Below are 22187 nucleotides of genomic sequence, written 5' to 3'. Positions count from 1 at the left end.
GCGCGGTTGTACCCGGCCGGTCACGACGCGGGGGCGAGCCCCTTCAGCACGTCGAGGACGTCGGCAGGCAGGGGCATCCCGGCGATCTCGTCGGCGAGGACGCGGGCCCCGGTGGCGTAGACCGGGTCTCCCAGCAGCTCGCGGGCGGCTCGCGTGACGGCGTCCGGGGTGTCCTCTCCCGGCGGCAGGGCGATCGCGACGTCCTTTGTGGCCAGCAGATCGGCCCACTCGATGAACCGGCTCTCCTGCGGGATGATCAGCTGCGGGACGCCGGCGTGCATCGCCGTCAGCGCGGTCATCGTGCCGGAGTGGTGCACGATCAGGTCGCAGGTGGGCAGCACGACGTCCAGCGGAAGCCAGCCCGCGGCGACGACACCGTCCTCGTCGCGCAGCATGGCGCCGACCGCGTCCGGGGCCGCGATGACCAACTCGACGTCCAGCTCCGCGAGCGAGGCCACCATGTCACGCAGCAGGCCGATGCCGTGCATGGGCGTGGCCAGGCTGCCTGCCGTGAGCAGCACCCGGCGGCGCTCGCCAGGAGCGACAAGTCCCGGCTCGAGGGGCCGCTGCTCGTTGGTGGGCGTCCATCGCATGGGCTGCACGGGTGCGCCATCGGGCCGGATGCTCGCCGGGAAGATGTCGATGGCCAGATCGAAGCCGGGGACCCGGTCCAGGCCCAGCTCGCTCAGCTCGGGCCGCAGTTCGTCGTCGACGCCGACGTGCGTGCCCTCCCGGTCGGCTGGGGTCCCGGTCAGGAGGTGCCGCACACTGGGCAGCCCGAAGTGGGCGCCGAGGATCGGCCCCGCGTAGGCGTGCGGCCCGCAGACGAGCACGTCCGGCCGCCAGCCGGCGATCAGGGACCGCAGCGTGGGCAGGGTCGCCGCGGCCAGCCTGCCGAACATGTGGCCGACGAAGACCGGCAGTTCCGCGCCGTCGCCGGGAATCCGCAGCGGACTGCCGGTGCGGTCCGTGGTCATCAGCTGCGTCAGCGACAACTGGCTCGTCGTCACGGCGGGCACGCCGATGCTCACCGCCGCGGCGGTGGCCTCCTCGGTGCCGGCGACGATCACGCTGTGACCGCATCCCCGCGCGGCGATCGCCAGGGGAGCGAGACCGAATACGTTCGATTTCGCCGGGCCGGCAATAAACAGAATTTTCACGAATCCTCCGCTCGGATCAAGTCAATGTAGCGACGTGTACGGTGTGCGCACCATGCTCCGACGGTCGGTGTCCGATCAGTTCGAGTGATTCGACTAGTCTTCGTTGCAGTCTCTCCTTGGACGCCATATCACTACCTTCCGTGCATCTATCTTGGTTCTGTATGTCGATAAGGCCGATCCGCTCTTCCAGGGATGTGGTCACGGACTCGCGCCGGTCGCTGGGAGCCGAAAATGGAACGGGCAATGCTGAGTGACATCGCGTATTCGGGTGCGTCGGATCTTCGGGCACCGGTCTCGCCGGAGGGCGAGACCATGGTGGACCTGCTTACCGGGTTCACCGCCGAGATCCGGGCCAAGGCCCACGCGAACGACCAGAACGCAACCTTCCCTGAGGACACCTTCTCGGGGTTCGCCAAGGTCGGCCTGATGGGCGCGACCGTGCCCGCCGAACTTGGCGGTCTCGGTGTCGACCAGCTGTACGACCTGGCGGTGGGGCTGCGCGTCCTGGCCGAGGCCGACGCCTCGACGGCCCTGGCCATGCACGTGCAGTTGAGTCGTGCGCTGACACTGACCTACGAGTGGCGCCACGGCTCCCCGGCCGCGTCCGCGCTGGCCGAGCGGTTGCTGCGGGGGATGGCCGCTGGCGAGGCAGCGGTCTGCACCGGGCTGAAGGACGCCCCCGGCGTGGTCACCACGCTGGCCAGGGACGATTCGGGTGACTGGCGGCTGTCGGGCCGCAAGACGCTGGTCAGCATGGCGCCGATCGGCACGCACTTCTTCGTGCACGCGCTCGGACCCGACGGCGACGACGGCGCACGCAAGCTCGTCGTGCCCCTCGTTGGCCGGGACACCCCCGGGCTGACCGTGCTGCCGGACTGGGACGGTCTCGGCATGCGGGCCTCCGGCACGCTGGAAGTCGACTTCGACAACTGCCTGGTACCGGCGAACGACGTGCTCGACAGAAGCCGGGTGGGTGCGCGCCGGGACGCGGTGCTGGCCGGGCAGACCGTCAGCTCGATCACCATGCTGGGCATCTACGCCGGCGTCGCCCAGGCGGCCAGGGACATCGCGGTCGAGCACTGCGCCAGGCGCGGCAAGGACATCGCATCGGGCCTGCGCTCACTCGTCGCCGAGACCGACGCCCGGCTGTACGCGCTGCGCGCGGCCACCGGTGCCGCGCTGCTCAACGCCGACATGCTCAACGACGACTACACGATGGACCCCGACGAGCGCGGACGACGGATGATGACGCCGTTCCAGTGGGCGAAGATGACCGTCAACGACCTGACCGTGCGGGTCGTCACCGACAGCATGTCGATGGTCGGCGGCCAGGCGTACTCGGCCGGACACCCGCTGGCGCGCCTCTACCGCGACGTCCGGGCAGGCGGGTTCATGCAGCCATACAACTACGCCGACGCCGTCGACTTCCTCAGCGGCCAGGCACTGCGCCTCGATCGGGACAACGACTACATGAGTGTCCGGGCCGTCCGCTCCCAGACCCAGGGTGCTGTTCGAGACCCCCTCGTTGAACAAGGCAACCAGTCCTAGGAAGGGCGAACATGGCTATTCGGGTGTGGGACTACCTACCGGAGTACCAGGAGGAGCGGGCCGACCTGCTCGACGCGATCGAGAAGGTCTTCCAGTCCGGCAACCTCGTGCTCGGCGAGAGCGTCGACGGCTTCGAGGAAGAATTCGCCGCATATCACGGCATGTCCCACTGCGTCGGGGTGGACAACGGCACCAACGCGATCAAGCTGGCCCTGCAGGCGATGGGCGTCGGGCCGGGTGACGAGGTGATCACCGTGTCCAACACGGCGGCGCCGACGGTGCTGGCCATCGACGCGGTCGGCGCCACCGCCAACTTCGTCGACGTGCGTGCGGACGACTGCCTCATGAACGTCGACCTGGTGGCCGAGGCGATCACTCCGAGGACCAAGGCGGTCCTGCCCGTGCACCTCTACGGGCAGGCCGTGGACATGACGGCACTGACGCGGCTCGCCGCCGAGCACGGCCTGCTCGTGCTGGAGGACTGCGCCCAGGCGCACGGCGCCCGGCAGCACGGCAGGCTCGTCGGCACGATGGGCGATGCCGCAGCCTTCTCCTTCTACCCGACCAAGGTGCTGGGCGCGTACGGCGACGGCGGCGCGGTGATCACCGCCGACGAGGCCATCGACAGCAGCCTTCGGCGGCTGCGCTACTACGGCATGGAGAAGGTCTACTACGTCGTCCAGACGCCAGGGCACAACTGCAGGCTCGACGCGGTGCAGGCGGAGATCCTGCGGCGCAAGCTCACCCGGCTCGACGCCTACATCGAGGGCAGGCGTGCGGTGGCCCGCCGCTACGAGGAAGGGCTCGGCGACATCCTCGATGCCACCGGCCTTTCCCTGCCGTCGGTGACCCCCGGGAACGAACACGTCTACTACCTCTACGTCGTGCGCCACCCGCAGCGCGACACCATCATCGAACGGCTAAGGGCCCACGGCATCACGCTGACCATCAGCTATCCATGGCCCGTGCACACGATGACCGGGTTCACCCGCCTCGGCTACGCCGACGGCTCGCTCCCGGTGACCGAACGGCTGGCCGGGGAGATCTTCTCCCTGCCCATGTACCCGTCGATGCCGAAGGACCGCCAGGACAAGGTGATCGGCGCGCTGCGTGAAGTCCTGGAAACCCTCTAGTGCCCCGCTGCGCCGGAAACGAGGAGTTGTCATGACCGACGAGGCAAGGCCATCGGGTGCCTGCCAGGTGTGCGACGGCCGGACCACCGGGTTCCTCGACCTGGGCCGCCAACCGCTCTCCGACCGCTTCCTGACCGAGGCGGACCTGTCGACGGAGTTCTTCTTCCACCTCGCGGTCGGGGTGTGCGAGACCTGCACGATGGTGCAGCTCATGGAGGCCGTCCCGCGCGAGCAGATGTTCCACGAGGACTATCCGTACTACTCCTCCGGCTCGGAGACGATGCGCAAGCACTTCGCGGACACCGCGCGCGGCTTCCTGGAGGCCGAACTGTCCGGCCCTGACTCGTTCTTCGTCGAGATCGGCTCCAATGACGGGGTGCTGCTGGCGACCGTGCACGAGGCAGGCGTACGGCACCTGGGGTTCGAGCCGTCCGGCAAGGTCGCCGCGGCGGCGAGGGACCGAGGGCTGCGGGTGCGTGGCGACTTCTTCGAAGAAGCGACCGCGATCGAGGTTCGCGCGTCCGACGGCCCGGCCGACGTCATCTACGCGGCCAACACCATCTGCCACATCCCGTACCTGCGGTCGATCTTCCTCGGGGTGGATGAGCTGTTGGCACCGGAGGGCATCTTCGTCTTCGAGGACCCCTACCTCGGTGACATCCTGGACAAGACCTCGTTCGACCAGATCTACGACGAGCACTTCTACTTCTTCAGTGCCCGCTCGGTGGCGGCGATGGCCGCGCGCTTCGGCTTCGAGCTGGTCGACGTCGAGCGACTTCCGGTGCACGGCGGCGAGGTCCGGTACACCATCGCCCGCGCCGGCGTCCGGCGGCCAACCGCCGCCGTGGCCGAGCTGATCGCCGAGGAGGACGCGGCCGGGGTCGCCGGTCTCGAGCGGCTCGAGCACTTCGCGACCAAGGTCAACGGCATCCGCACGGATCTGCTTGCCCTGCTGGAACAGCTGAAGGCCGATGGGAAGCGGGTCGTCGCGTACGGGGCGACCGCCAAGAGCGCGACACTGGCCAACTTCTGCGGCATCGGACCGGACCTCGTGTCGTGGGTGTGCGATACCACGCCGGCCAAACAAGGCAGGCTGACCCCGGGAACCCACCTCCCGGTCCGGCCCGCGTCGGAGTTCTCCTCGGAGTCAGCGGACTACGCGTTGCTGTTCGCGTGGAACCACGCGGAGGAGATCATGGCCAAGGAACAGGAGTTCCGCAAAGCGGGCGGCCGGTGGATCCTGTACGTACCCGACGTCCACCTGAAGTGACCGGCTGACATGGAGACGCGTGAGCTGGCGGTCACGGGTGCGTTCGCGTTCACCCCCGACGCCTTTCCCGACGACCGCGGCGTGTTCTTGTCCCCTTACCTGGACTCGGTGTTCGTCGAGGCCGTCGGACACCCACTGTTCCCGGTCGAGCAGATCAGCTACAGCGTTTCCCGGCGGGGCGTGATACGCGGAGTGCACTACAGCGCGACCCCGCCGGGCTCGGCGAAGCTCGTCCACTGCCCGCACGGCCGCGTGCTCGACATGGTCGTGGACGTGCGGGTGGGGTCGCCGACGTTCGGCCGCCACGACACCGTCGTGCTCGACGACCGGGACCGCCGCGCGGTCTACTTCCCGATCGGGGTCGGGCATCTGTTCGTCGCACTGGACGAGGACAGCATCGTGTCCTACACGCTCTCACGGGAGTACGTGCCGACCGGTGAGCTCGCGCTCTCACCGTTCGACCCGGTCCTGGGACTGCCCATTCCGGACGGGATCGAACTCGTCCAGTCCGAACGCGACCGCACGGCCCCGACCCTCGACGAGGCGCGGGCCGCCGGTCTGCTCCCCGAGTTCCGCACGTGCGTGGAGATCGAGGCGAGCTTCCTGCGGTGAGTCACGGCCGGGCGGCCGTTGCCATCACCATCCTGGCGAGCGCCTCGCGCTGCGGGGTGCGCGGCCGCCAGCCGGTGGCCGCGCGAAACGCGGACGAGTCGACCGCGACGCTCTCGAAGTCCGTCCGCTGGGCGTGTGCCGGCGGTGGCACCGAGCACACCGGGACCCGAGGGCGCCCGGTGTGCTCGGCGACGAGCTCGGCGATGGCGGTGAAGACGTCGCCGATCCGGTCGCTGCGGTCGTTGCCCAGAAGCCAGTGCCTGCCCGCCAGCGCGTCGGCATGGTCGAGCGCGGCCACGAACGCCGCGGCCACGTCCTCGACGTCGAGCAGCTCTCGCCGGACCGAGCCGTCGTGCCACATGGTGAGTGCCTCGCCCGCGAGCGCACGGCGCGTCATCGCGGCCAGTACGCCCCGGTCGCGGTCCGTCGGGAGCCCGAACACGGTGGGCAGCCGCAGCGAGACGCCGAGGACGACGCGATCGGCGGACGCGGCCTTGAGCAGGCCCTCCGCCGCCAGCTTCTGGCGGTCGTAGTCCGTCATCGGACGGTCGGGCTCGGTGCCGTCGATCGGTGTCCTCGGTGGCGGACCCACCTGGGTGACCGAGCCCGCGAACACGACCACGGGAGGCCGCTCGACCGCCTGCCCGCGCAGGCAGTCGAGGAGGTCGCGCATCACCCCGACACTCGCGGACTCGTGCTCCCGGTTGCCCGCGCCACGCCAGCCAGCGCCGTCGAGCACCAGGTGGATGACCGCGTCCGCACCGGCCACGACCTCGGCGAGGTTCGCGGCGACGGTGAGGTCGGCGGTGTGCACCTCGTAGTCGGCCAGCGCGTTCTCCGGCACGAGTGCGGGCCCCCTGGCGACGGCACGGACGGTGACCGGGCGAGGTGCCAGCGCCGCCATGACCGCCGTGCCGATGAAGCCCGACGCGCCGAGCACCGCGATCACCGGGCGGCGGCTCACGCGGGCCGGTCCTCGCGGCGGTAGAGAGCCTGCCAGTAGAACGTCCACGGCACGGCCCGTCCTTCTGCGACGCAGTGCCAGTCCCGCGCGGGCCGGTAGGCGGTGACGAAGTCGCCGGAGCGCGCCCGCACCGCGCGGCTGTTGTGGATGTCGATGATGTCGCGGAGCAGCCCGGTCGCCATCGCCATGGCGACGACCTCGTCACCCTGGCAGTGCCCGTCCAGGCTCTTGTCGAGGTACTTGCCGACCGGATTGTTGACATACAGGTAGCGGCACCGCGTGGCGATGTGCTCGAGATAGGCCAGCACCGTTTCCGGGGGCATCTCCGCGAAGGAGTCGATGTTGACGCAGAGGTCGAATTCCCGGGACTCGAACAGCGTTTCGACGTCGTTCACCGAATGGAAGCCGATCCTGGCGAACTGCTCGTCGTCCAGCACCTCCCGCAAGTAGGCGCGGGACAGTGGCAGGGTGCTCTCCAGATCAACGATGTCGTAGGACGCGATGTCGTGGTTGGACATCATGGCGTGGCAGGTGCGGCCGTAGCCGGCGCCGATCTCCAGCACGGCCATCCCGTCGAGGTCCGCGCCGCCGGCCATGAACTCGAGCTCGTGCACCGCCATCAGGTAGTCCACGCAGACGAGCTCGCCGTCGTAGATGACACTGATCGGCGCGCCGACGTGCCGGTTGCGAATGCGGCGCATACGCGCCCAGTTCTCCGGGCCGAGCGCGGCGGCCAAAGTATGCACCAGCGTCTTCAGGTAGCGCAGACCGTTGCTCCTGGGATCCCAGAGCGCCAGTTTGAAGTTCAGGCCCGATGACTTGAACGTCGACAGATCGGTGACCGCCGCCTCGGTCACCACCGTATTGATGTTATGTTCCCACAACTGGCTCTGGCCGTACTTGCGGTCCATTGACATTCCTCGCCTGTTTCTTGGGAACGATAGCAATCCTGGCAGAGTCCGGACCAGCGTGGGCGGACCGCACTAGCGGTCCCACTAGACCTTTCCTGGAAACGTTGAATGCCATTTTCGATCCGCCGTATGGTGAGGTTCGAAATTCGGATCGGCTTGTCGATGATGGGAGCCCAATGGTCAGCACAGTCCTGGTCATCGGCGGGGGACCCGCCGGATCGACCGCGGCGACCCTGCTCGCGCGTGCGGGTCTGTCGGTGACGTTGCTGGAGAAGGAGACCTTCCCGCGCTACCACATCGGTGAGTCGATCGCGTCGTCGTGCCGGACGATCGTGGACTTCATCGGCGCGCTCGACGAGGTCGACGCCCGCGGCTACACCGAGAAGAACGGTGTGCTGATGCGGTGGGGCAAGGAGGACTGGGCCATCGACTGGTCCGTGATCTTCGGCCCCGGCGTGCGCTCGTGGCAGGTCGACCGCGACGACTTCGACCACGTGCTGCTGAACAACGCCGCCAAGCAGGGTGCCAGCGTCATCGAGGGCGCCGAGGTGAAGCGGGTGGTCTTCGACGGCGACCGCGCCGTGGCCGCGGAGTGGGTCGAGCCGCACACCGGCGAGCGGCGCACGAGCGAGTTCGACTTCGTCGTCGACGCCTCCGGCCGGGCCGGGCTGATCCCCGCGCGGCACTTCAAGTGCAGGCAGGCGAACGATACCTTCAAGAACGTCGCGATCTGGGGCTACTGGGATGGCGGGTCGCTGCTGCCCGGTTCGCCGAAGGGCGGCATCAACGTCATCTCGTCGCCGGACGGCTGGTACTGGGTGATCCCGTTGCGCGACAACCGGTACAGCGTCGGGTTCGTCTGCCACCAGAAGCGGTTCCTCGAGCGCCGCTCCGAGCACGAGTCCCTCGAGGCGATGCTCGCCGCGCTGGTGGAGGAGTCGCCGTCGGTCCGCGACCTGGTCGCGAACGGGACCTACCAGCCGGGCGTCCGGGTCGAGCAGGACTTCTCCTACGTCGCCGACAGCTTCTGCGGCCCCGGCTACTTCGCCGCGGGCGACAGCGCGTGCTTCCTTGATCCGCTGCTGTCCACCGGCGTGCACCTCGCGCTCTACAGCGGACTGCTGTCCGCGGCGTCCATCCTGGCCATCGTCAATGGCGACGTCGACGAGGAGCAGGCAAGCGGGTTCTACGAGACGCTCTACCGCAACGCCTTCGAGCGGCTGTTCACCCTGGTCGCGGCCGTCTACCAGCAGCAGGCGGGCAAGGACAATTACTTCGCCCTCGCCGACCGGCTGGTCAACGACCAGCCCGATGGCGGGTACGAGAAGGTGGACGGCACCAGGGCCTTCGCCCAGCTGATCGCCGGGCTCGCCGACATGGACGACGCGATGGTCGGTCGCACGGCCAGCCCGGAGATGCCAGAGGCCGACGCGGACAACTCCGTCGGAGCGCTGTTCCTCGCCGCGGAGCAGGCCCGCAGGATGGCCGAGGCGGGTACCCCCAAGGCCCCGGTCAGCGAATCGCTGAACAAGCTCGACGGGCACGACCTGTTCGACCCGAAGACCGGCCTGTACCTGATGACCAGCCCTCGGCTCGGCATCGGCCGGAGCAGGCCGGTCGCGTCCTGACCGTGACCAGGACCTGTGCCACGTCCGTGCCCATTGCCGTCTCCGAGGAGGTGTCACCGTGCCCGAGCAGGAGGTGATCGACCCCCTTGAGCGCAACGACGAGTACGACCGGCAGACGGTCCAGATCATCGAACGGACCTGCACCGCGACCTCCGCGAGCCTCGACCTCGGCGCGGGCGTCGGCGAGATCACTCAGCACCTGGTGCGGGTGGCGCCCGACGGGCGGCACTTCGCGGTCGAACCGTTGCCGTACCTGGCCGACGAGCTGGCGGGCAGGTTGCCGTCGGTCACGTTGGTCAGGGCCGCGGCCGCCGACACCGAGGGCAGGCACAGCTTCGTGCACGTCGCCTCCAACCCGGGCTACAGCGGTCTGCACCAACGTCCCTACGACCGGCCCGCGGAGGAGCTGCGCGAGATGACGGTCGACACCGTGCGCGTGGACGACGTCGTGCCGCCAGAGGTGCATCTCGACCTCGTCAAGATCGACGTCGAGGGCGGCGAGGTGCTGGCTTTGCGAGGTGCGCGCCGCACCCTGCGCCGGAGCAGGCCGGTGATCGTGTTCGAGCACGGTGGCGACCACGTCATGCGCGAGTACGGCACGACAACCGATGATCTCTGGTCGCTGCTGGTCGGTGAGTTGGGATACCGGGTGTTCACACTGCGGGCGTGGCTGGCCGGTGCGGCCGCGATGGATCGCGCCTCGTTCGCCGAGGCGCTGACACGGGACTGGAACTTCGTCGCGGACTGCGCCGGATCCGCTCCCACCTCCACCACCGCCGAGTAGAAGGGTTTCAGGGTGATGACTGTCGCGGACGTGCGCTCCGGCAGCCGGGTTCCCGAGTGCGACATCCGGCGGACCGGGTTGCTGCCCGAGCACGTCACCGCGTTCCGCAGGCAGGGAGTGCTGGCGGTGCGCGGGCTGCTCACCCAGGAGGAACTGGCGGACGTGCGGGAGGCCGGGAAGACGCTGATCGACCAGGCGTGGTCGACGCGGTCGATGGACGACATCGTCTGGACCCTGGAGTCCCACCTGCCGGACGCCGCGCCGACCAGGATCGAGTACGTGGTGGACAAGTCCCGGCCGATCGCGTTGCTGGCCGGCCACCCGTTGCTGCTGCGGATCATGGAACAGCTCGTCGGGCCCAACCTCATCCCGACCTGGGACAGCATGGTCTTCAAGACCACGGCCGGGGCACCTCGGCTGGCGTGGCACCGGGACGCCGGACTGTACGACAACGCGGTCGGCGTCACCGGCATGGGCCGGATCATCGACGCGGGGATCTACCTCGACCCCGCGCCGGAGGACAACTGCGTCTGGTGCATCCCGGAGTCCAACTACTGGAGCGACGAGCGGTTCACGACGACGGCGGACCGGCTCAACGTCAGCGAATGGGACACCACCGGCGCGGTACCCGCCGTCATGGCGCCGGGGGACGTACTGCTGCACAACATCCTTACCCTGCACGGCGCCCCGGCGGTGGTCGGCAAACAGCGTCGCGTCATCTACTTCGAGTACCGGCCCGGCGAGGTGGAGTGGCAGTTGGGGCCGCACACCGAGGACTACGTCGGTCTCAAGCAGCAGGTGCTGCGCTCCTGCGTGGGGATGCGTGCCGCCGATCCACGATTCAGCGACGAGGAACCGTTCGACTACCGCCCCGCGGAGTCGCTCCAGCGCTGGGGGGACCAGCCGGAGATCGACACGTTCCGGGTGCCACACGAGGAGAACTGGCGATGGTGAGCCCGAGATGACCACCGAGGATGACGGCCACGGCGCGACGGACAAGACCCTGTGCGTGCTGCCATGGATTCATCTCTGCGCCTCCATCGACGGCGTCTACGGCCGTTGCTGTGTCGATGGCGCGATGTATCACAACGAGCTGTACGACCAGAAGGACGAGCCCGAGTTCACCCTGAACGACGACGCGATCGGTTGCTCGCCAGGCTCGCGGTACGCCAAGGACAACCCGGGCCGGGTGCTGGGCCTGGAGGAGGCGTTCAACAGTCCCAACATGAAACGAACCCGGCTGGCGATGCTGCGCGGCGAGCGTGTCGACGCGTGCAGCTACTGCTACTTCCGGGAGGACCACGGCGCCCAGTCCTACCGCCAGAGCATCAACCGCCGGTTCCAGCACGAGTTCGACCTCGACGCGCTCGCCGCCCGCACCGAGGAGGACGGCACCGTCGAGGAGTTCCCGTACTTCCTCGACATCCGGTTCGGCAACACGTGCAACCTGCGGTGCGTCATGTGCACGTACCCGGTGAGCTCGTCGTGGGGCGCCAAGCAGCGGCCGTCGTGGTCCTCCGCGGTGATCGACCCGTACCGCGACGACGAGGAACTGTGGCGGACACTGCGGGAGAACGCGCACCTGATCCGCAGGCTGTACTTCGCGGGTGGCGAGCCCTTCATGCAGCCGGGCCATTTCGCGTTGCTCGAACTCCTCGTGGAAACCGGCAACGCTGGCAACGTCGACGTGGTCTACAACTCCAACCTCACGGTGTCCGCCGAGCGGGCGATCAAGTCGTTCCCGCATTTCAAGAGCGTCGGCATCGGTGCGTCCTGTGACGGCGTCGGCGAGGTGTTCGAGCGGATCAGGGTCGGCGGGAAGTGGGAGACGTTCCTGAGCAACGTGCGCAGGCTCAGGACCGAGGTGGAGCTGTGGCTCCAGGTGTCGCCGCAGCGGGACAACCTGTGGGACCTGCGAAACCTGCTCGAGTTCGCGCGTACCGAGGAACTGGACATCGACCTCGCCAACGTCGTGCAGTGGCCCGCGGAGATGTCGGTGGCCAACCTCCCGGAGGAGGAGAAGGTTCGCGGCACCGAGGAGCTGACCGAGCTCATCGCCTGGTGTGCCGAGCTGGGCTGGGACAAACCCGCGGCACACCTCACTTCCCTGCGTTCGTTCATGACCTCGCTGGACCCGCTCAACCTGGTCGAAGAAAGCACGTGATGAACGGCGGGGTCCGCCGGAACGCGGGCCAGGCGCCTGCGTGATCAGCGGTTCGACGGAGCGCGGTGCCCGCGGCCGTCCGGTGGTCTTCCCCGTGCCGGCACGCCGGACCAGAGGGGGACCGTTACAGAGGAGCGTCGATGCGCGAGTGCCCTGCCGCGGTCATCGGAGCCACCGGCTTCATCGGTTCCCGGCTCATGCCAGCACTCACCGGGGCAGGCCATCCGGTGGCGTGGTTCAACAGCGCACGTCCGCCCGTGGCGCACGGCCGGGCCGCACCTGGCCTGTGCGAGGCCGAAACCGTCTTCTTCCTCGCCGCGCGGCTGAACCCGCTGCTCGCCGAACGTCAGCCGGATCAGGTCGTCGCCGAGCGGCGGTTGCTCAACACGGTGCTGGCGGAGCTGGCCCGTTGCGGCCGCCGCCCGGTGTTCGTCCTGGCCAGTTCCGGCGGCACCGTTTACGGGCTCGACGCCGCGCCGCCGTTCGCCGAGTCGGCGCCCACCGGGCCGACGTCGGCCTACGGGCGCGCGAAGCTCCAGCTCGAGCGTGACCTCCTCGGCCACGCCGACGCCGTGCAGCCCGTCGTCATGCGGTTGAGCAACGTCTACGGCCCCAGCCAGCAACCGGAACCCGGCTACGGCGTACTGGCCCACTGGCTGACGGCCGCGGTCAGGAACGAGCCCATCCAGCTCTTCGGAGATCCCCGGGTGGTGCGGGACTACGTCTACGTGGACGATGTCGCCTCGGTTCTCGAAGCGGTGCACCGCAGGGTCGCGGCAGGAACCGCCGACGGGATTCCCGACGTCGCGAACGTCGGCTCCGGGGTGCCAACGTCCCTGGCCGAGCTGCTGGACACCGTCGCCGCCGTGGTCGGCCGCGAACTGGTGGTCACCCGGGAGGGTGGCAGGCAGTTCGACCAGCGGGGGAACTACCTGGACTCCTCATTGGCCCACGCGACGCTGGACTGGCGGGCGACGACCACGCTGACCGACGGGGTCCGCCAGTGCTGGGACCACATACTGGCCAGGCACGTGAACCCGACCCGGGTGTGACCGCGTGGACGCGGGCGCCGGACCGGCGCCTCAGCGCGAGGTGGACGCCTTCTCCTTTGCGGTCCGTGCCCGCCTGCGCCCGCGCAGCAGCAATTCGTGGATGACACCCGCGGCGGTGGCGCCGCCGTAGAGACAGGCCAGGACCGGCGCGAAGCGTGACTCCGGCGCGGTGCGATGGCGGTTCCACTCCTTGCGGAACCCGGCGACCGGCTGGCGGCGACGGGCTTCCGACCGCCCCTGCCAGTAGGCCCTGCGCAGCAGGTAACGCGCCGTCAGGCGGTCCGGGTCCACGTCATGGATCACCGAGCGGTCGGTCAGGAACACCTCCTGTGCGCCGCTCTCCCGCATCAGCCTGACGAAGGTGGTGTCCTCTCCGGACTGGAGGTTCTTGCCGGTGCGGCTGAGCTTCAGGTCGAAGCGCACCCCGTGCGCGTGGGCGTAGGCGGTGTCCACGCCCATGCAGCCTCCCCAGATCCTGGCCTCGCCCCGTTCGCGGTGCCAGCCGATCAGGTGGAACTGACCCGAGGTGACGTACCAGGGCGGCCCGCCAGGCAGCGGCGGCGGCCGGAGCCGCGCACCGACGACGTGCGCGCCGCCTCGGAAACTGTCCCGGACCGCCGTGACCGTGGCCGCCGTCAGCCGCACGTCGTCGTCGACGAACAGGACGTGATGGCCAGGCCAACGTTCGAGCACAGCGTTCCTGGACGCCGAAAGTCCGTTGGTGGCACCGAGAATGTGCATCGTCCCGCCCGCAGCGCGCACCTCGGCGGCCACGTCCTCTGCCTCGGCGCTCGTTGGCTTGTCCAACAGGACGAAGTAGACCTCGTCCGCCAGCTGCGCCAGGTTGTGTCTCAGGTGCTTGCGCACGTTCTCGACGCGGAAGGCGCAGATCGCCAGGACCATCGGATGGTCGCAAGGACGACTTCCCACGTCGGGTGTCGAGCGGTTCGCCACGATGAGCTGGGCTCCTTTCGTTGCCCTCGGGGAGCAGGGCACCCCCACCCACTGGTTATATCCCGAACCCGCCCGGAGGCACCCCACCCCGCACGAAAGACTAGCGATCCCACCAACCGTGCGGCCGCGAAGAACTAGCGGAATGCCATATATATCCGCGAATCAGCCAGTCGTGGTGGTGCGCGAAGTACCATGACCTGGTGCCGAAACACGGGAGGCGACGGTAAAGCATGAAGATCGAGGTGTTCCAACCTTCCTGCAATCTCGACACGGTTCGTGACGGGCGGGGTGGCATCTTCACCTGGGTGCCACCGGATCCACTGCTCGAGTTCAACCTGATCTACATGGACCCCGGCAAGGTCCGCGGGCTGCACTACCACCCGCATTTCGTGGAGTACCTGCTCTTCGTCGACGGCCAGGGGGTGCTGGTCACCAAGGACGACCCGGACGATCCCAACTGTCCCGAGGAGTTCGTGCACGTCTCGAAGGGGATCTGCACCCGTACCCCGATCGGCGTGATGCACGCGGTCTACTCCATCACCCCGCTGTCCTTCGTCGCCATGCTGACCAAGCCTTGGGACGAATGCGATCCTCCGATCGTGCAGGTCGAACCGCTGCCGCACACGCTGAAGACCTGAGCGGTTTCCCGGCCGTCCAACGTGATCGGCCCCGGCACGACTCGTGCCGGGGCCGATCACGTTGTTCATGACCAGGTGCGGCCCGCGATCACCTCGTGGTACAGCGCCTCCACCTGCTTGGCCACGACGACGTGGTCCCACCGTTCGAGCGCCGCGGCCCGGACCTGGCCCGGTGACGGCAGCTCGGCCACCGCGGCACGCGCCTGCTCTGGGGTGAACGACGAGCCCTCCGGCACGACCACCCCGACCGGCGGCACGATCTCCGCAAGGCAGCCGTTGGGCGTGCCGATGATCGGCGTGCCGCACGCGGCGGCCTCGGACACGACGGTCGAGCCCGGCTCGCACCACACGACACCCCATGGCCCCATCGTGCTCTGCGACAGCACCATGATCGCGGTCGCGCCGGCGAGCAGGTCGAGCCTGCGCTCGCCGCCCACCTCGCCGACGAGCTCGATGGCGTCGCCGAAGTCGCGCTCGATCCGCGCCAGGTAGTCCGGCTCCCAGGAGGGACCGGCCACCACGAGGCGGCGTCCTGCGGCGTGCGCGAAGGCGGCGGCCTCGTACGCGCCCTTGAACTCGGAGATGCGGGCCAGGTAGAGGAGATAGTCGTCCTTGTCGGCCCGGAACTCATAGCGCGCCTCGTTGACCGAGATGCGCACCACCGGCGCGGAGTCGTTCCCGGCCTGGGTGCGCTGGGCGTACGAGGCGTATGTGCAGTTGTACGGGTACTTCGGCCTGCCGGTCAGGTGGTGGGTCGACACGTACGCCATCCCGGCAGGCAGCCGGTCCGGATCGATCTGCCCGCAGGAGAAGTCGTGCACGATGTCCACAGTGGACGCGCCAGGCCCGTTCAGCCAGGCGTGCATGTCCTCGATCTCACCGGCGTCCACCACGGTGACCGAGGGCGAGGCAGGCGTGGTGCCCGGCGCGCCGAGCACGAACACCTCGTGGCCGAGCGCCAGCAGGCCGTCCATGTGGTTGGCCACGATCCAGTGGATCCCGGCGTAACCCTGCGGCGGTACGGTGATCCACTGGCTCGGGTCGGTCGGCACCCGCAGTGCCATGGTCACCAGTGCGACGCGCATCTGTCTTCACTCTCCATTAACCCGTTGTGGTGCCGGCATGTCACGCATCGGGTCGTACCTCGGCCGCCACGCGGCGTTCGCCTGCTCGGCGTTGAGGCCCTTCTCGACCAGCGCGAGATTGTGGTACAGGTGGATACCGGTGACATTCTGGTCCGTGTAGGACGGGCCGGGGGAGCCGGCGTGGCCTCGGTCGCGGTGGTGCAACCCGTCGGCGAGCGTCTTCAGGAAACCGACCGATGTCGTCGGGTCCGCCAGGTCGGTTCCGTTGCCACCCCACTCGGGCCAGTACGAGGTGTGCAGGTCCTCGACCACGTACGTGCCGCCGGGGCGCACGTGCGGGAAGAGTGCGGTGAACGCGGTGATGACATGGCTGCTGACATGGCTGCCGTCGTCGATCACGATGTCGAACGGGCCGTACCGCGCCGCGAGGTCGGCGAGGAACGCCGGATCGGCCTGGTCTCCCCGGATCGTGGTGAGCCGAGGCTCGTCCAGCGGCGACTTGTCGTACACGTCGAGCCCGTACACCATGCCGCGGTGGAAGTAGTGCTTCCACATGCGCAGCGAGGCGCCACCGGCGGCCGGGTCGTGGTAGCCGCCGATGCCGATCTCCAGCACGGTCACCGGCTGGTCGCGGTACCTGCCGAGATGCCGTTCGTAGTGGGGGGTGTACCAGTGCCCGCCCCACTTGTCCGAGCCGAAGTGCATGGCCAGCGTGGTCAGGTCCCCCTGGTACGGCCCGCACGCCCGCAGGACCTGGTACGCCGCCCTGGTCGCCTCGTCGCGCTGGACCAGCCACGGGTCGTCGGGGCGGTACTCGGCGGGCCCCGGCTCGTCCTTCATCACCACCTCGCGGTCGGCCCCCGTGCGCGGGCTCGCGGGCCCGAACACGTCACGGACCAGTGCGGGCAGGTCGGTCCTGACGCACACCCACGGGTCGTCGACCCGGCCGGGACGCGCCTGCTGTCCGTCTGGGCCGACGGTCAGCAGGTACCCGATCCGCCCCGCGCCCGGCACGTCCACGTCGAACTGGACGGTCACCGGCGAGCAGGGTCCCGGGTACAGGGCCGCGCGACCGGCCACCTCGGCGATGGTCACGGCGACGACCGACTCCGGGTCCTCCCGCGCGAGCCGGGCGCAGGCGTCCATCGTGTCCACTGTGGACAGAAGGCGCTGGATGAGTGTCGTCTGTGGCTGGTCGTTCATGAAGGTCCGCAACTCCCGGTTGGTGGTCGGCTCGCGGGGGAGCCGGTGACTGCCGTCAGCCGGGGATGCGCGAGTCCCCGGTGACCGCCCCGGCGCCCTCGGCGTCCCGCTCTCGCCTGGCGAACCAGGCGACGGTGGTCCGCAGGCCCTGCTCGGCGTCGATCGCAGGCTGCCAGCCGAGCAGCTTCTCGGCGAGCGCGGTGTCGGGCCTGCGGACCTTCGGGTCGTCGACGGGCAGGTCGACGAACTCGATGGGTGAGCCGGACCCGGTGATGTCGCGGATCCGTTCCGCCAGCCGCAGCATGCTGGTCTCGTCCGGGTTGCCGATGTTGACCGGGCCCGCGTGGTCGCTGAAGGCGAAGTCGAGGATGCCGCGCACCGTGTCGTCGATGTAGCAGATCGACCGGGTCTGACTGCCGTCCCCTGCGACGGTGATCGGCGACCCCTCGAGCGCCTGGCGGATGAAGGTCGGGATGGCCCGGCCGTCGTCCGCCCGCATCCGGGGGCCGTAGGTGTTGAAGAGCCGGACGATGCCGGTGTCGGTGGCCCTGCTCGTCCGGTACGCGGTGGTCAGCGCCTCGCTGAACCGCTTGGCCTCGTCGTAGACCCCGCGCGGGCCCACCGGGTTCACGTTGCCCCAGTAGTCCTCGCGCTGCGGGTGTTCCAGCGGGTCGCCGTAGACCTCAGAGGTCGAGGCGAGGACGTACCTGGCCACCTTGTCCCTCGCCAGGTTGAGCGTGTTGAACGTGCCGAGGCTGCCGACCCGCATGGTCTCGATCGGCATCCGGAGGTAGTCGACGGGAGAGGCGGGCGACGCGAAGTGCAGCACCAGGTCGACCGGGCCCGTGACGTGCACGAAGTCGCTGACATCGCACCGCACCAGGGAGAAGCCGGGATGGTCCATGAGGTGGTGGATGTTGTCCGGCAACCCCGTCAGGAAGTTGTCCATGCAGATGACTTCGACGGACTGGGCGAGCAGTTGCTCACAGAGGTGCGAGCCGAGAAAACCCCCGCCTCCGGTGACCACGGCTCGCCGGACCGACCGGCTCCTTGGCATAGTGATCCCTTCGTTGCGGAGTAGTCATCGGGGCGACCCGGGTTTCCTGGCGACGAGCAGGATGTCCAGGTAGAACGGCACGTCCGGCCTCGTGGTGTGGCCGAGATCGCGGAACGCGCGGTCGAGGTAGGTGTCCATCGCCGGGGGCAGGAGCCGGTCCACCAGCCACAGCGCCCGCAGCACCAGTCCGATCAGGCCACCGCCCGGCCAGCCGTGATCGCGCCCGTACCAGCGGAGCAGGAGCAGCAGCCCGCGCGGACCGCAGGTCAGCTTCACCGTCCGGTCGACGTCGAACCCGGCCCGCTCGGCCTGGAGGGCGAGGCCGTCGGCCGTCCAGCGCCACAGGTCCTGGCCGCCGTGTTCCTCCCACACGCCGTGGGTGGACAACACCAGCCGCCCGCCGGGCCGCACCAGCCGGTACGCCTCGCGCAGGTAGGCGTCCGCGTCGGTGACGTGCTCGAGGACCTGTGTGGACAGCACGCCGTCGAACGTGCCGTCTGGCACCGGGCAGCGGCCGTCGCGGTCGAGCGCGTGATCGGCGGGGTAGGACTCACCGCCGGGGATGTCGGCCGTCTGCAGTTCGGCGGTCGTGAACAGCTCCCGGTACGGCGACGTGCCCGCTCCATAGTCGAGCCAGACGCCGGACGCGTCGTGCAGCGCCTCGGCGAGCGCGTCGCGGAGGTCCACGAAGTGGGCGTAGGCCCAGTCTCCCCGGCGCGGGTCCGTTCGCTCGCGGAAGCGCTCTGCCATGACCTCGTCGAGGGGCGGTGGCGCGGTCGCGGCCCGCCCGCTCCCGGACACCATGCCCATCCAACCCAGCAGGCTCACCACTGGCAGCGCTCCTCGTCCGGTCGTGTGGCACTCGACTTCATGCGGTCCGGCCTTTCTTCCTCTGCGGTGAACGGGGCGCCTCGACGTCAGGGCTCGAGTGACACGGCGGGATCGGCGAACTCGATGACGATGGTCCTTCGCCACCGGTCGCTCGGGTTCGGCCCGGACCCGTGCACGAGCCGGACGTCGTGCACCACGAGATCCCCCTCCTCGGAGGGCACCGGTACTCGCGGACCCGCGTCCCGCACGGCATCGACGTCCGCGTCGACGGGCAGCAGGTGGGAGCCGGGCACCGCCTCAAGGCACCCGTTCGCCGGGCCCGCCTCGTCAAGGCAGATGCTGATGTTGCACACGAGGTGCGGCGGGAGGTGGGGGCGGTCGCGGTGCCACGGCACGCCGGCCGCGCGCAGGGGTTCCTTGAGCACGAGGGCGAACGCCGTCGGCACGACCGGTTCGCCGACGAACTCGGCGGCGAGCCGGGCGAGTTCCGGCCGGTGCAGCAACTCGGCCTCCGGCCAGTCCTGCTTCTCGAGGTTGTGGATCCGGTACAGCACCGGCGCGGCCCCGTCGACGTCGAAGTGCCAGTAGTCTTCGGAGACCCGGTCCTCCTCGCCGAAACGGGAGATCAATCTCGTGGCGCCCTCTTTGAGCCTGCGCACCACGTCCTCGTCGAGCACCGGTCCGACCCGGACGAAGCCGTCCGTGCGGAAACGGTCGATCCGCGTGGCGGGCTCCCGTACCACTGGGGTCATGGCGACGCCTGTCCTTTCGGTTCGTTCACCGGCACGCGCGGAGACGGACTCATCAATAAAAGAATGCGGAATGTGTGGGCGCGAGTGGTCCACAGGATTCGACCTTATCGAGCCACCCGCGATAATGAACTAGTGTTTTCACCACAGGCGGGCGGTGCTCGCCGCTGTTCGTTAGGGAAATCACGAAAGCATTCTCGGTAGTGTCGCTGAGAGCTCAGTCATCGACACCATTGGAGTCGGTCGTGAACCAGCCGGTCTACCCGGGTCTGCCCGGGAACTGCCCGTGAAGGCCCTCGTGCTGGCGGGCGGAGTCGGCTCACGTCTACGGCCCCTCACGCACACCTCGCCGAAACAGCTTCTTCCCATCGCCAACAAGCCGGTGCTGTTCTACGGCCTGGAGTCGGTCCGGGACGCGGGTATCCGCGAGGTCGGCATCGTGATCGGTGGCGCGAGCGCGCCCGCCATCCGGGCCGAGGTTGGTGACGGCTCGGCGTTCGGGCTCGCGGTGACCTACCTGCACCAGCACGAGCCGCGCGGGCTGGCCCACGCGGTCGGCATCGCGCGGGACTACCTCGGCGCCGACGACTTCCTCATGTACCTGGGCGACAACTTCCTCTTCGGTGGTATCGGCGAGCTCATCGAACGGTTCCGCACGGACCGCCCCTCGGCACAGGTCATGCTCACCAAGGTGCCCGACCCCCGGGCGTTCGGGGTCGCGGAGCTGGATGGGGACGGCCACATCGTCGGCGTGGTCGAGAAGCCCCGTGAGCCCAGGAGCGACCTGGCCGTGATCGGTGTCTACGTCTTCAGCCAGGCCGTGCACGGGGCGATCGCGCGGCTCACGCCGTCATGGCGCGGCGAGCTGGAGATCACCGACGCCATCGCGCGCCTGATCGCGGACGGGCAACCCGTCGGGGCGACCGTGACCTCGGAGTACTGGCGCGACACCGGCACCGTCGGCGACATCCTCGAGCTGAACCAGTTCGTGCTCGACAGCATCAGCACCTCGGTGGCGGGTGAGGTCGACGCGGCGAGTGACCTGTCCGGCGCGGTGATCGTGGCGCCCGGCGCGGTGGTCACCGGCTCCCAGATCATCGGCCCGGTCAGCCTCGGCCCCGGAGCGGTCGTCCGGAACTCCCGCCTGGGGCCGTACACCTCGGTCGGAGCGGGCTGCACGGTGATCGACAGCGAGATCGAGCGTTCGATCATGCTGCCCGGCGCCCAGATCGAGGGCGTCGTCCGCATCGACCACTCGCTGATCGGCAGGGACACCCGGGTCACCGCAGCAGACACCCCGAGGTTCCACCGGCTTGTCCTCGGCGACCACAGCACAGTCCAAGTGGGCTGAGCGCCATTCCCCTGTGCAGCACTGAGAAGGAGCTTGGATGACGCACTGTCTGGTGACCGGTGGAGCGGGTTTCATCGGATCGCACCTGGCCGAACGGCTTGTCGCGGACGGGCATACGGTCGTGGTTCTCGACGACCTCAGCGGAGGAGCGGCCAGCCGCGTGCCCGACGGCGCCGAACTGGTCGTCGGCTCGGTCACCGATGGCGCGCTGGTCGAGTCGCTGTTCGCCGAGCACCGGTTCGACCGGGTCTTCCACTTCGCCGCGTTCGCGGCGGAGGTGATCAGCCACTCGGTCAAGCAGCTGAACTACGACACGAACCTGATGGGCAGCGTCAACCTGATCAACGCCGCGCTGCGCACCGGGGTGTCGTTCTTCTGCTTCGCGTCGTCGGTGGCGGTCTACGGGCACGGCGAGACGCCCATGCGCGAGTCGTCGATCCCCGTGCCGTCCGACAGCTACGGCAACGCCAAGCTCGCGGTGGAGCGTGAGCTCGAGGTGACCATGCGCCTGCAGCACATGCCGTTCACCGCGTTCCGGATGCACAACGTGTACGGCGAATGGCAGAACATGCAGGACCCGTACCGCAACGCGGTGGCCATCTTCTTCAACCAGATCATGCGCGGCGAGCCCATCTCGGTCTACGGGGACGGCGGCCAGGTCCGGGCGTTCAGCTACGTCAAGGACGTCGTGGACGTGGTGTGCCAGGCCCCGGAGAACGAGGCGGCATGGGGCCGGGCGTTCAACGTCGGCTCCGCGACCACCAACACCGTGCTGGAACTGGCGGAAGCGGTGCGCGCGGCGGCCGGGGTGCCGGAGCACCCCATCGCCCACCTGCCCGCGCGGGACGAGGTGAAGGTGGTCTACACCGCCACCGACGAGGCGCGGTCGGTCTTCGGCGACTGGGTCGACACACCGCTGTCGGTCGGCATCGACAGGACCGCGAAGTGGGCGGCGCAGGCCGGTCCCACGGAGCTGAAGGCCTCGTTCGACATCGAGATCGGTGGTGCCCACATCCCGGAGTGGGCGCGGCACGTGGAGAAACGACTCGCCCCGGTCCGGCGCTGAATCCTCTTTCGCCTCAAGGGAGATCCG

General features: G+C 69.0%; 21 protein-coding genes. 12 read left to right on the top strand and 9 right to left on the bottom strand.

All coding sequences use genetic code 11. From position 1 onward, the window contains the following. Positions 1 to 20 precede the first annotated feature (20 nt). Positions 21 to 1070, bottom strand: coding sequence for a nucleotide disphospho-sugar-binding domain-containing protein (locus tag WBA97_RS34195; RefSeq protein WP_424235132.1), 1050 nt, complete (start codon positions 1068 to 1070; stop codon positions 21 to 23). A 333-nt stretch (positions 1071 to 1403) separates the two neighbouring features. Here WBA97_RS34195 and WBA97_RS34190 point away from each other — a divergent pair, with 333 nt between their 5' ends. From WBA97_RS34190 to WBA97_RS34175, 4 genes are read left to right on the top strand one after another with little or no spacing between them, the layout of a single operon-like run. Next, complete coding sequence (locus tag WBA97_RS34190; protein WP_424235131.1) at positions 1404 to 2708, top strand: acyl-CoA dehydrogenase family protein; 1305 nt, start codon at positions 1404 to 1406, stop codon at positions 2706 to 2708. An 11-nt stretch (positions 2709 to 2719) separates the two neighbouring features. Beyond that, positions 2720 to 3841, top strand: a complete 1122-nt coding sequence (locus tag WBA97_RS34185; RefSeq protein WP_424235130.1) for a DegT/DnrJ/EryC1/StrS family aminotransferase — start codon at positions 2720 to 2722, stop codon at positions 3839 to 3841. A 31-nt stretch (positions 3842 to 3872) separates the two neighbouring features. Further along, a complete protein-coding gene (locus WBA97_RS34180) occupies positions 3873 to 5111 on the top strand; it encodes a methyltransferase domain-containing protein (RefSeq protein ID WP_424235129.1) in 1239 nt (412 codons plus the stop codon). A 9-nt stretch (positions 5112 to 5120) separates the two neighbouring features. Then, on the top strand, positions 5121 to 5723 hold the full coding sequence (locus WBA97_RS34175; RefSeq protein WP_424235128.1) for a dTDP-4-dehydrorhamnose 3,5-epimerase family protein: 603 nt from the start codon (positions 5121 to 5123) through the stop codon (positions 5721 to 5723). A 1-nt stretch (position 5724) separates the two neighbouring features. Here WBA97_RS34175 and WBA97_RS34170 read toward each other — a convergent pair whose 3' ends face one another. Continuing rightward, on the bottom strand, positions 5725 to 6687 hold the full coding sequence (locus WBA97_RS34170) for an NAD-dependent epimerase/dehydratase family protein (protein WP_424235127.1): 963 nt from the start codon (positions 6685 to 6687) through the stop codon (positions 5725 to 5727). Next, a complete protein-coding gene (locus WBA97_RS34165) occupies positions 6684 to 7598 on the bottom strand; it encodes a putative sugar O-methyltransferase (RefSeq protein WP_424235126.1) in 915 nt (304 codons plus the stop codon). Before WBA97_RS34165 ends, WBA97_RS34170 begins: the two co-directional genes overlap by 4 nt. Positions 7599 to 7774: 176 nt before the next feature. Here WBA97_RS34165 and WBA97_RS34160 point away from each other — a divergent pair, with 176 nt between their 5' ends. The 5 genes from WBA97_RS34160 to WBA97_RS34140 all read left to right on the top strand — a co-directional run bounded on the left by WBA97_RS34160 (position 7775) and on the right by WBA97_RS34140 (position 13226). Next, positions 7775 to 9226 carry an NAD(P)/FAD-dependent oxidoreductase gene (locus WBA97_RS34160; protein WP_424235125.1) on the top strand — a complete coding sequence of 484 codons (1452 nt, stop codon included), beginning with the start codon at positions 7775 to 7777 and terminating at the stop codon, positions 9224 to 9226. Between the two features lie 58 nt (positions 9227 to 9284). Then, positions 9285 to 10010 carry an FkbM family methyltransferase gene (locus tag WBA97_RS34155; RefSeq protein WP_424235124.1) on the top strand — a complete coding sequence of 242 codons (726 nt, stop codon included), beginning with the start codon at positions 9285 to 9287 and terminating at the stop codon, positions 10008 to 10010. Between the two features lie 15 nt (positions 10011 to 10025). After that, on the top strand, positions 10026 to 10964 hold the full coding sequence (locus WBA97_RS34150; protein ID WP_424235123.1) for a phytanoyl-CoA dioxygenase family protein: 939 nt from the start codon (positions 10026 to 10028) through the stop codon (positions 10962 to 10964). 7 nt (positions 10965 to 10971) lie between these two features. Beyond that, positions 10972 to 12174, top strand: a complete 1203-nt coding sequence (locus tag WBA97_RS34145; protein WP_424235122.1) for a twitch domain-containing radical SAM protein — start codon at positions 10972 to 10974, stop codon at positions 12172 to 12174. A 140-nt stretch (positions 12175 to 12314) separates the two neighbouring features. Continuing rightward, positions 12315 to 13226 (top strand): NAD-dependent epimerase/dehydratase family protein, encoded by a 912-nt coding sequence (locus tag WBA97_RS34140; RefSeq protein WP_424235121.1) that lies wholly within the window; start codon positions 12315 to 12317, stop codon positions 13224 to 13226. A 30-nt stretch (positions 13227 to 13256) separates the two neighbouring features. Here the strand turns inward: WBA97_RS34140 and WBA97_RS34135 are convergent, their stop codons facing one another. Continuing rightward, on the bottom strand, positions 13257 to 14129 hold the full coding sequence (locus WBA97_RS34135) for a hypothetical protein (RefSeq protein WP_424235120.1): 873 nt from the start codon (positions 14127 to 14129) through the stop codon (positions 13257 to 13259). A gap of 281 nt (positions 14130 to 14410) precedes the next feature. Here WBA97_RS34135 and WBA97_RS34130 point away from each other — a divergent pair, with 281 nt between their 5' ends. Then, a complete protein-coding gene (locus WBA97_RS34130) occupies positions 14411 to 14818 on the top strand; it encodes a cupin domain-containing protein (protein ID WP_424235119.1) in 408 nt (135 codons plus the stop codon). Positions 14819 to 14883: 65 nt separating this feature from the next. Here the strand turns inward: WBA97_RS34130 and WBA97_RS34125 are convergent, their stop codons facing one another. The 5 genes from WBA97_RS34125 to WBA97_RS34105 all read right to left on the bottom strand — a co-directional run bounded on the left by WBA97_RS34125 (position 14884) and on the right by WBA97_RS34105 (position 19746). Further along, positions 14884 to 15903 (bottom strand): glycosyltransferase, encoded by a 1020-nt coding sequence (locus WBA97_RS34125; protein WP_424235118.1) that lies wholly within the window; start codon positions 15901 to 15903, stop codon positions 14884 to 14886. A gap of 6 nt (positions 15904 to 15909) precedes the next feature. Further along, positions 15910 to 17106: a class I SAM-dependent methyltransferase gene (locus WBA97_RS34120; RefSeq protein WP_424235117.1), complete on the bottom strand. Its 1197-nt coding sequence runs from the start codon at positions 17104 to 17106 to the stop codon at positions 15910 to 15912. 55 nt (positions 17107 to 17161) lie between these two features. Continuing rightward, on the bottom strand, positions 17162 to 18163 hold the full coding sequence (locus tag WBA97_RS34115; protein ID WP_424235116.1) for an NAD-dependent epimerase/dehydratase family protein: 1002 nt from the start codon (positions 18161 to 18163) through the stop codon (positions 17162 to 17164). A 24-nt stretch (positions 18164 to 18187) separates the two neighbouring features. Continuing rightward, entirely contained in the window at positions 18188 to 18991 is an 804-nt protein-coding gene (locus WBA97_RS34110; RefSeq protein WP_424235115.1) for a class I SAM-dependent methyltransferase, read from the bottom strand. Positions 18992 to 19080: 89 nt separating this feature from the next. Continuing rightward, positions 19081 to 19746, bottom strand: coding sequence for a phytanoyl-CoA dioxygenase family protein (locus tag WBA97_RS34105; RefSeq protein ID WP_424235114.1), 666 nt, complete (start codon positions 19744 to 19746; stop codon positions 19081 to 19083). A gap of 283 nt (positions 19747 to 20029) precedes the next feature. Between WBA97_RS34105 and WBA97_RS34100 the strand changes: the two genes are divergently transcribed. Then, complete coding sequence (locus WBA97_RS34100; protein WP_424235113.1) at positions 20030 to 21094, top strand: glucose-1-phosphate thymidylyltransferase; 1065 nt, start codon at positions 20030 to 20032, stop codon at positions 21092 to 21094. Between the two features lie 37 nt (positions 21095 to 21131). After that, positions 21132 to 22160, top strand: a complete 1029-nt coding sequence (locus WBA97_RS34095; protein WP_424235112.1) for an NAD-dependent epimerase/dehydratase family protein — start codon at positions 21132 to 21134, stop codon at positions 22158 to 22160. The last annotated feature ends 27 nt before the right edge of the window (positions 22161 to 22187 follow it).

The sequence above is a fragment of the Actinophytocola sp. genome (genome assembly GCF_049647105.1).
GTDB lineage: Bacteria > Actinomycetota > Actinomycetes > Mycobacteriales > Pseudonocardiaceae > Actinophytocola.
Note: the sequence above shows the minus strand (reverse complement) of the source record. Positions and strands in the feature narration are given on the sequence as shown.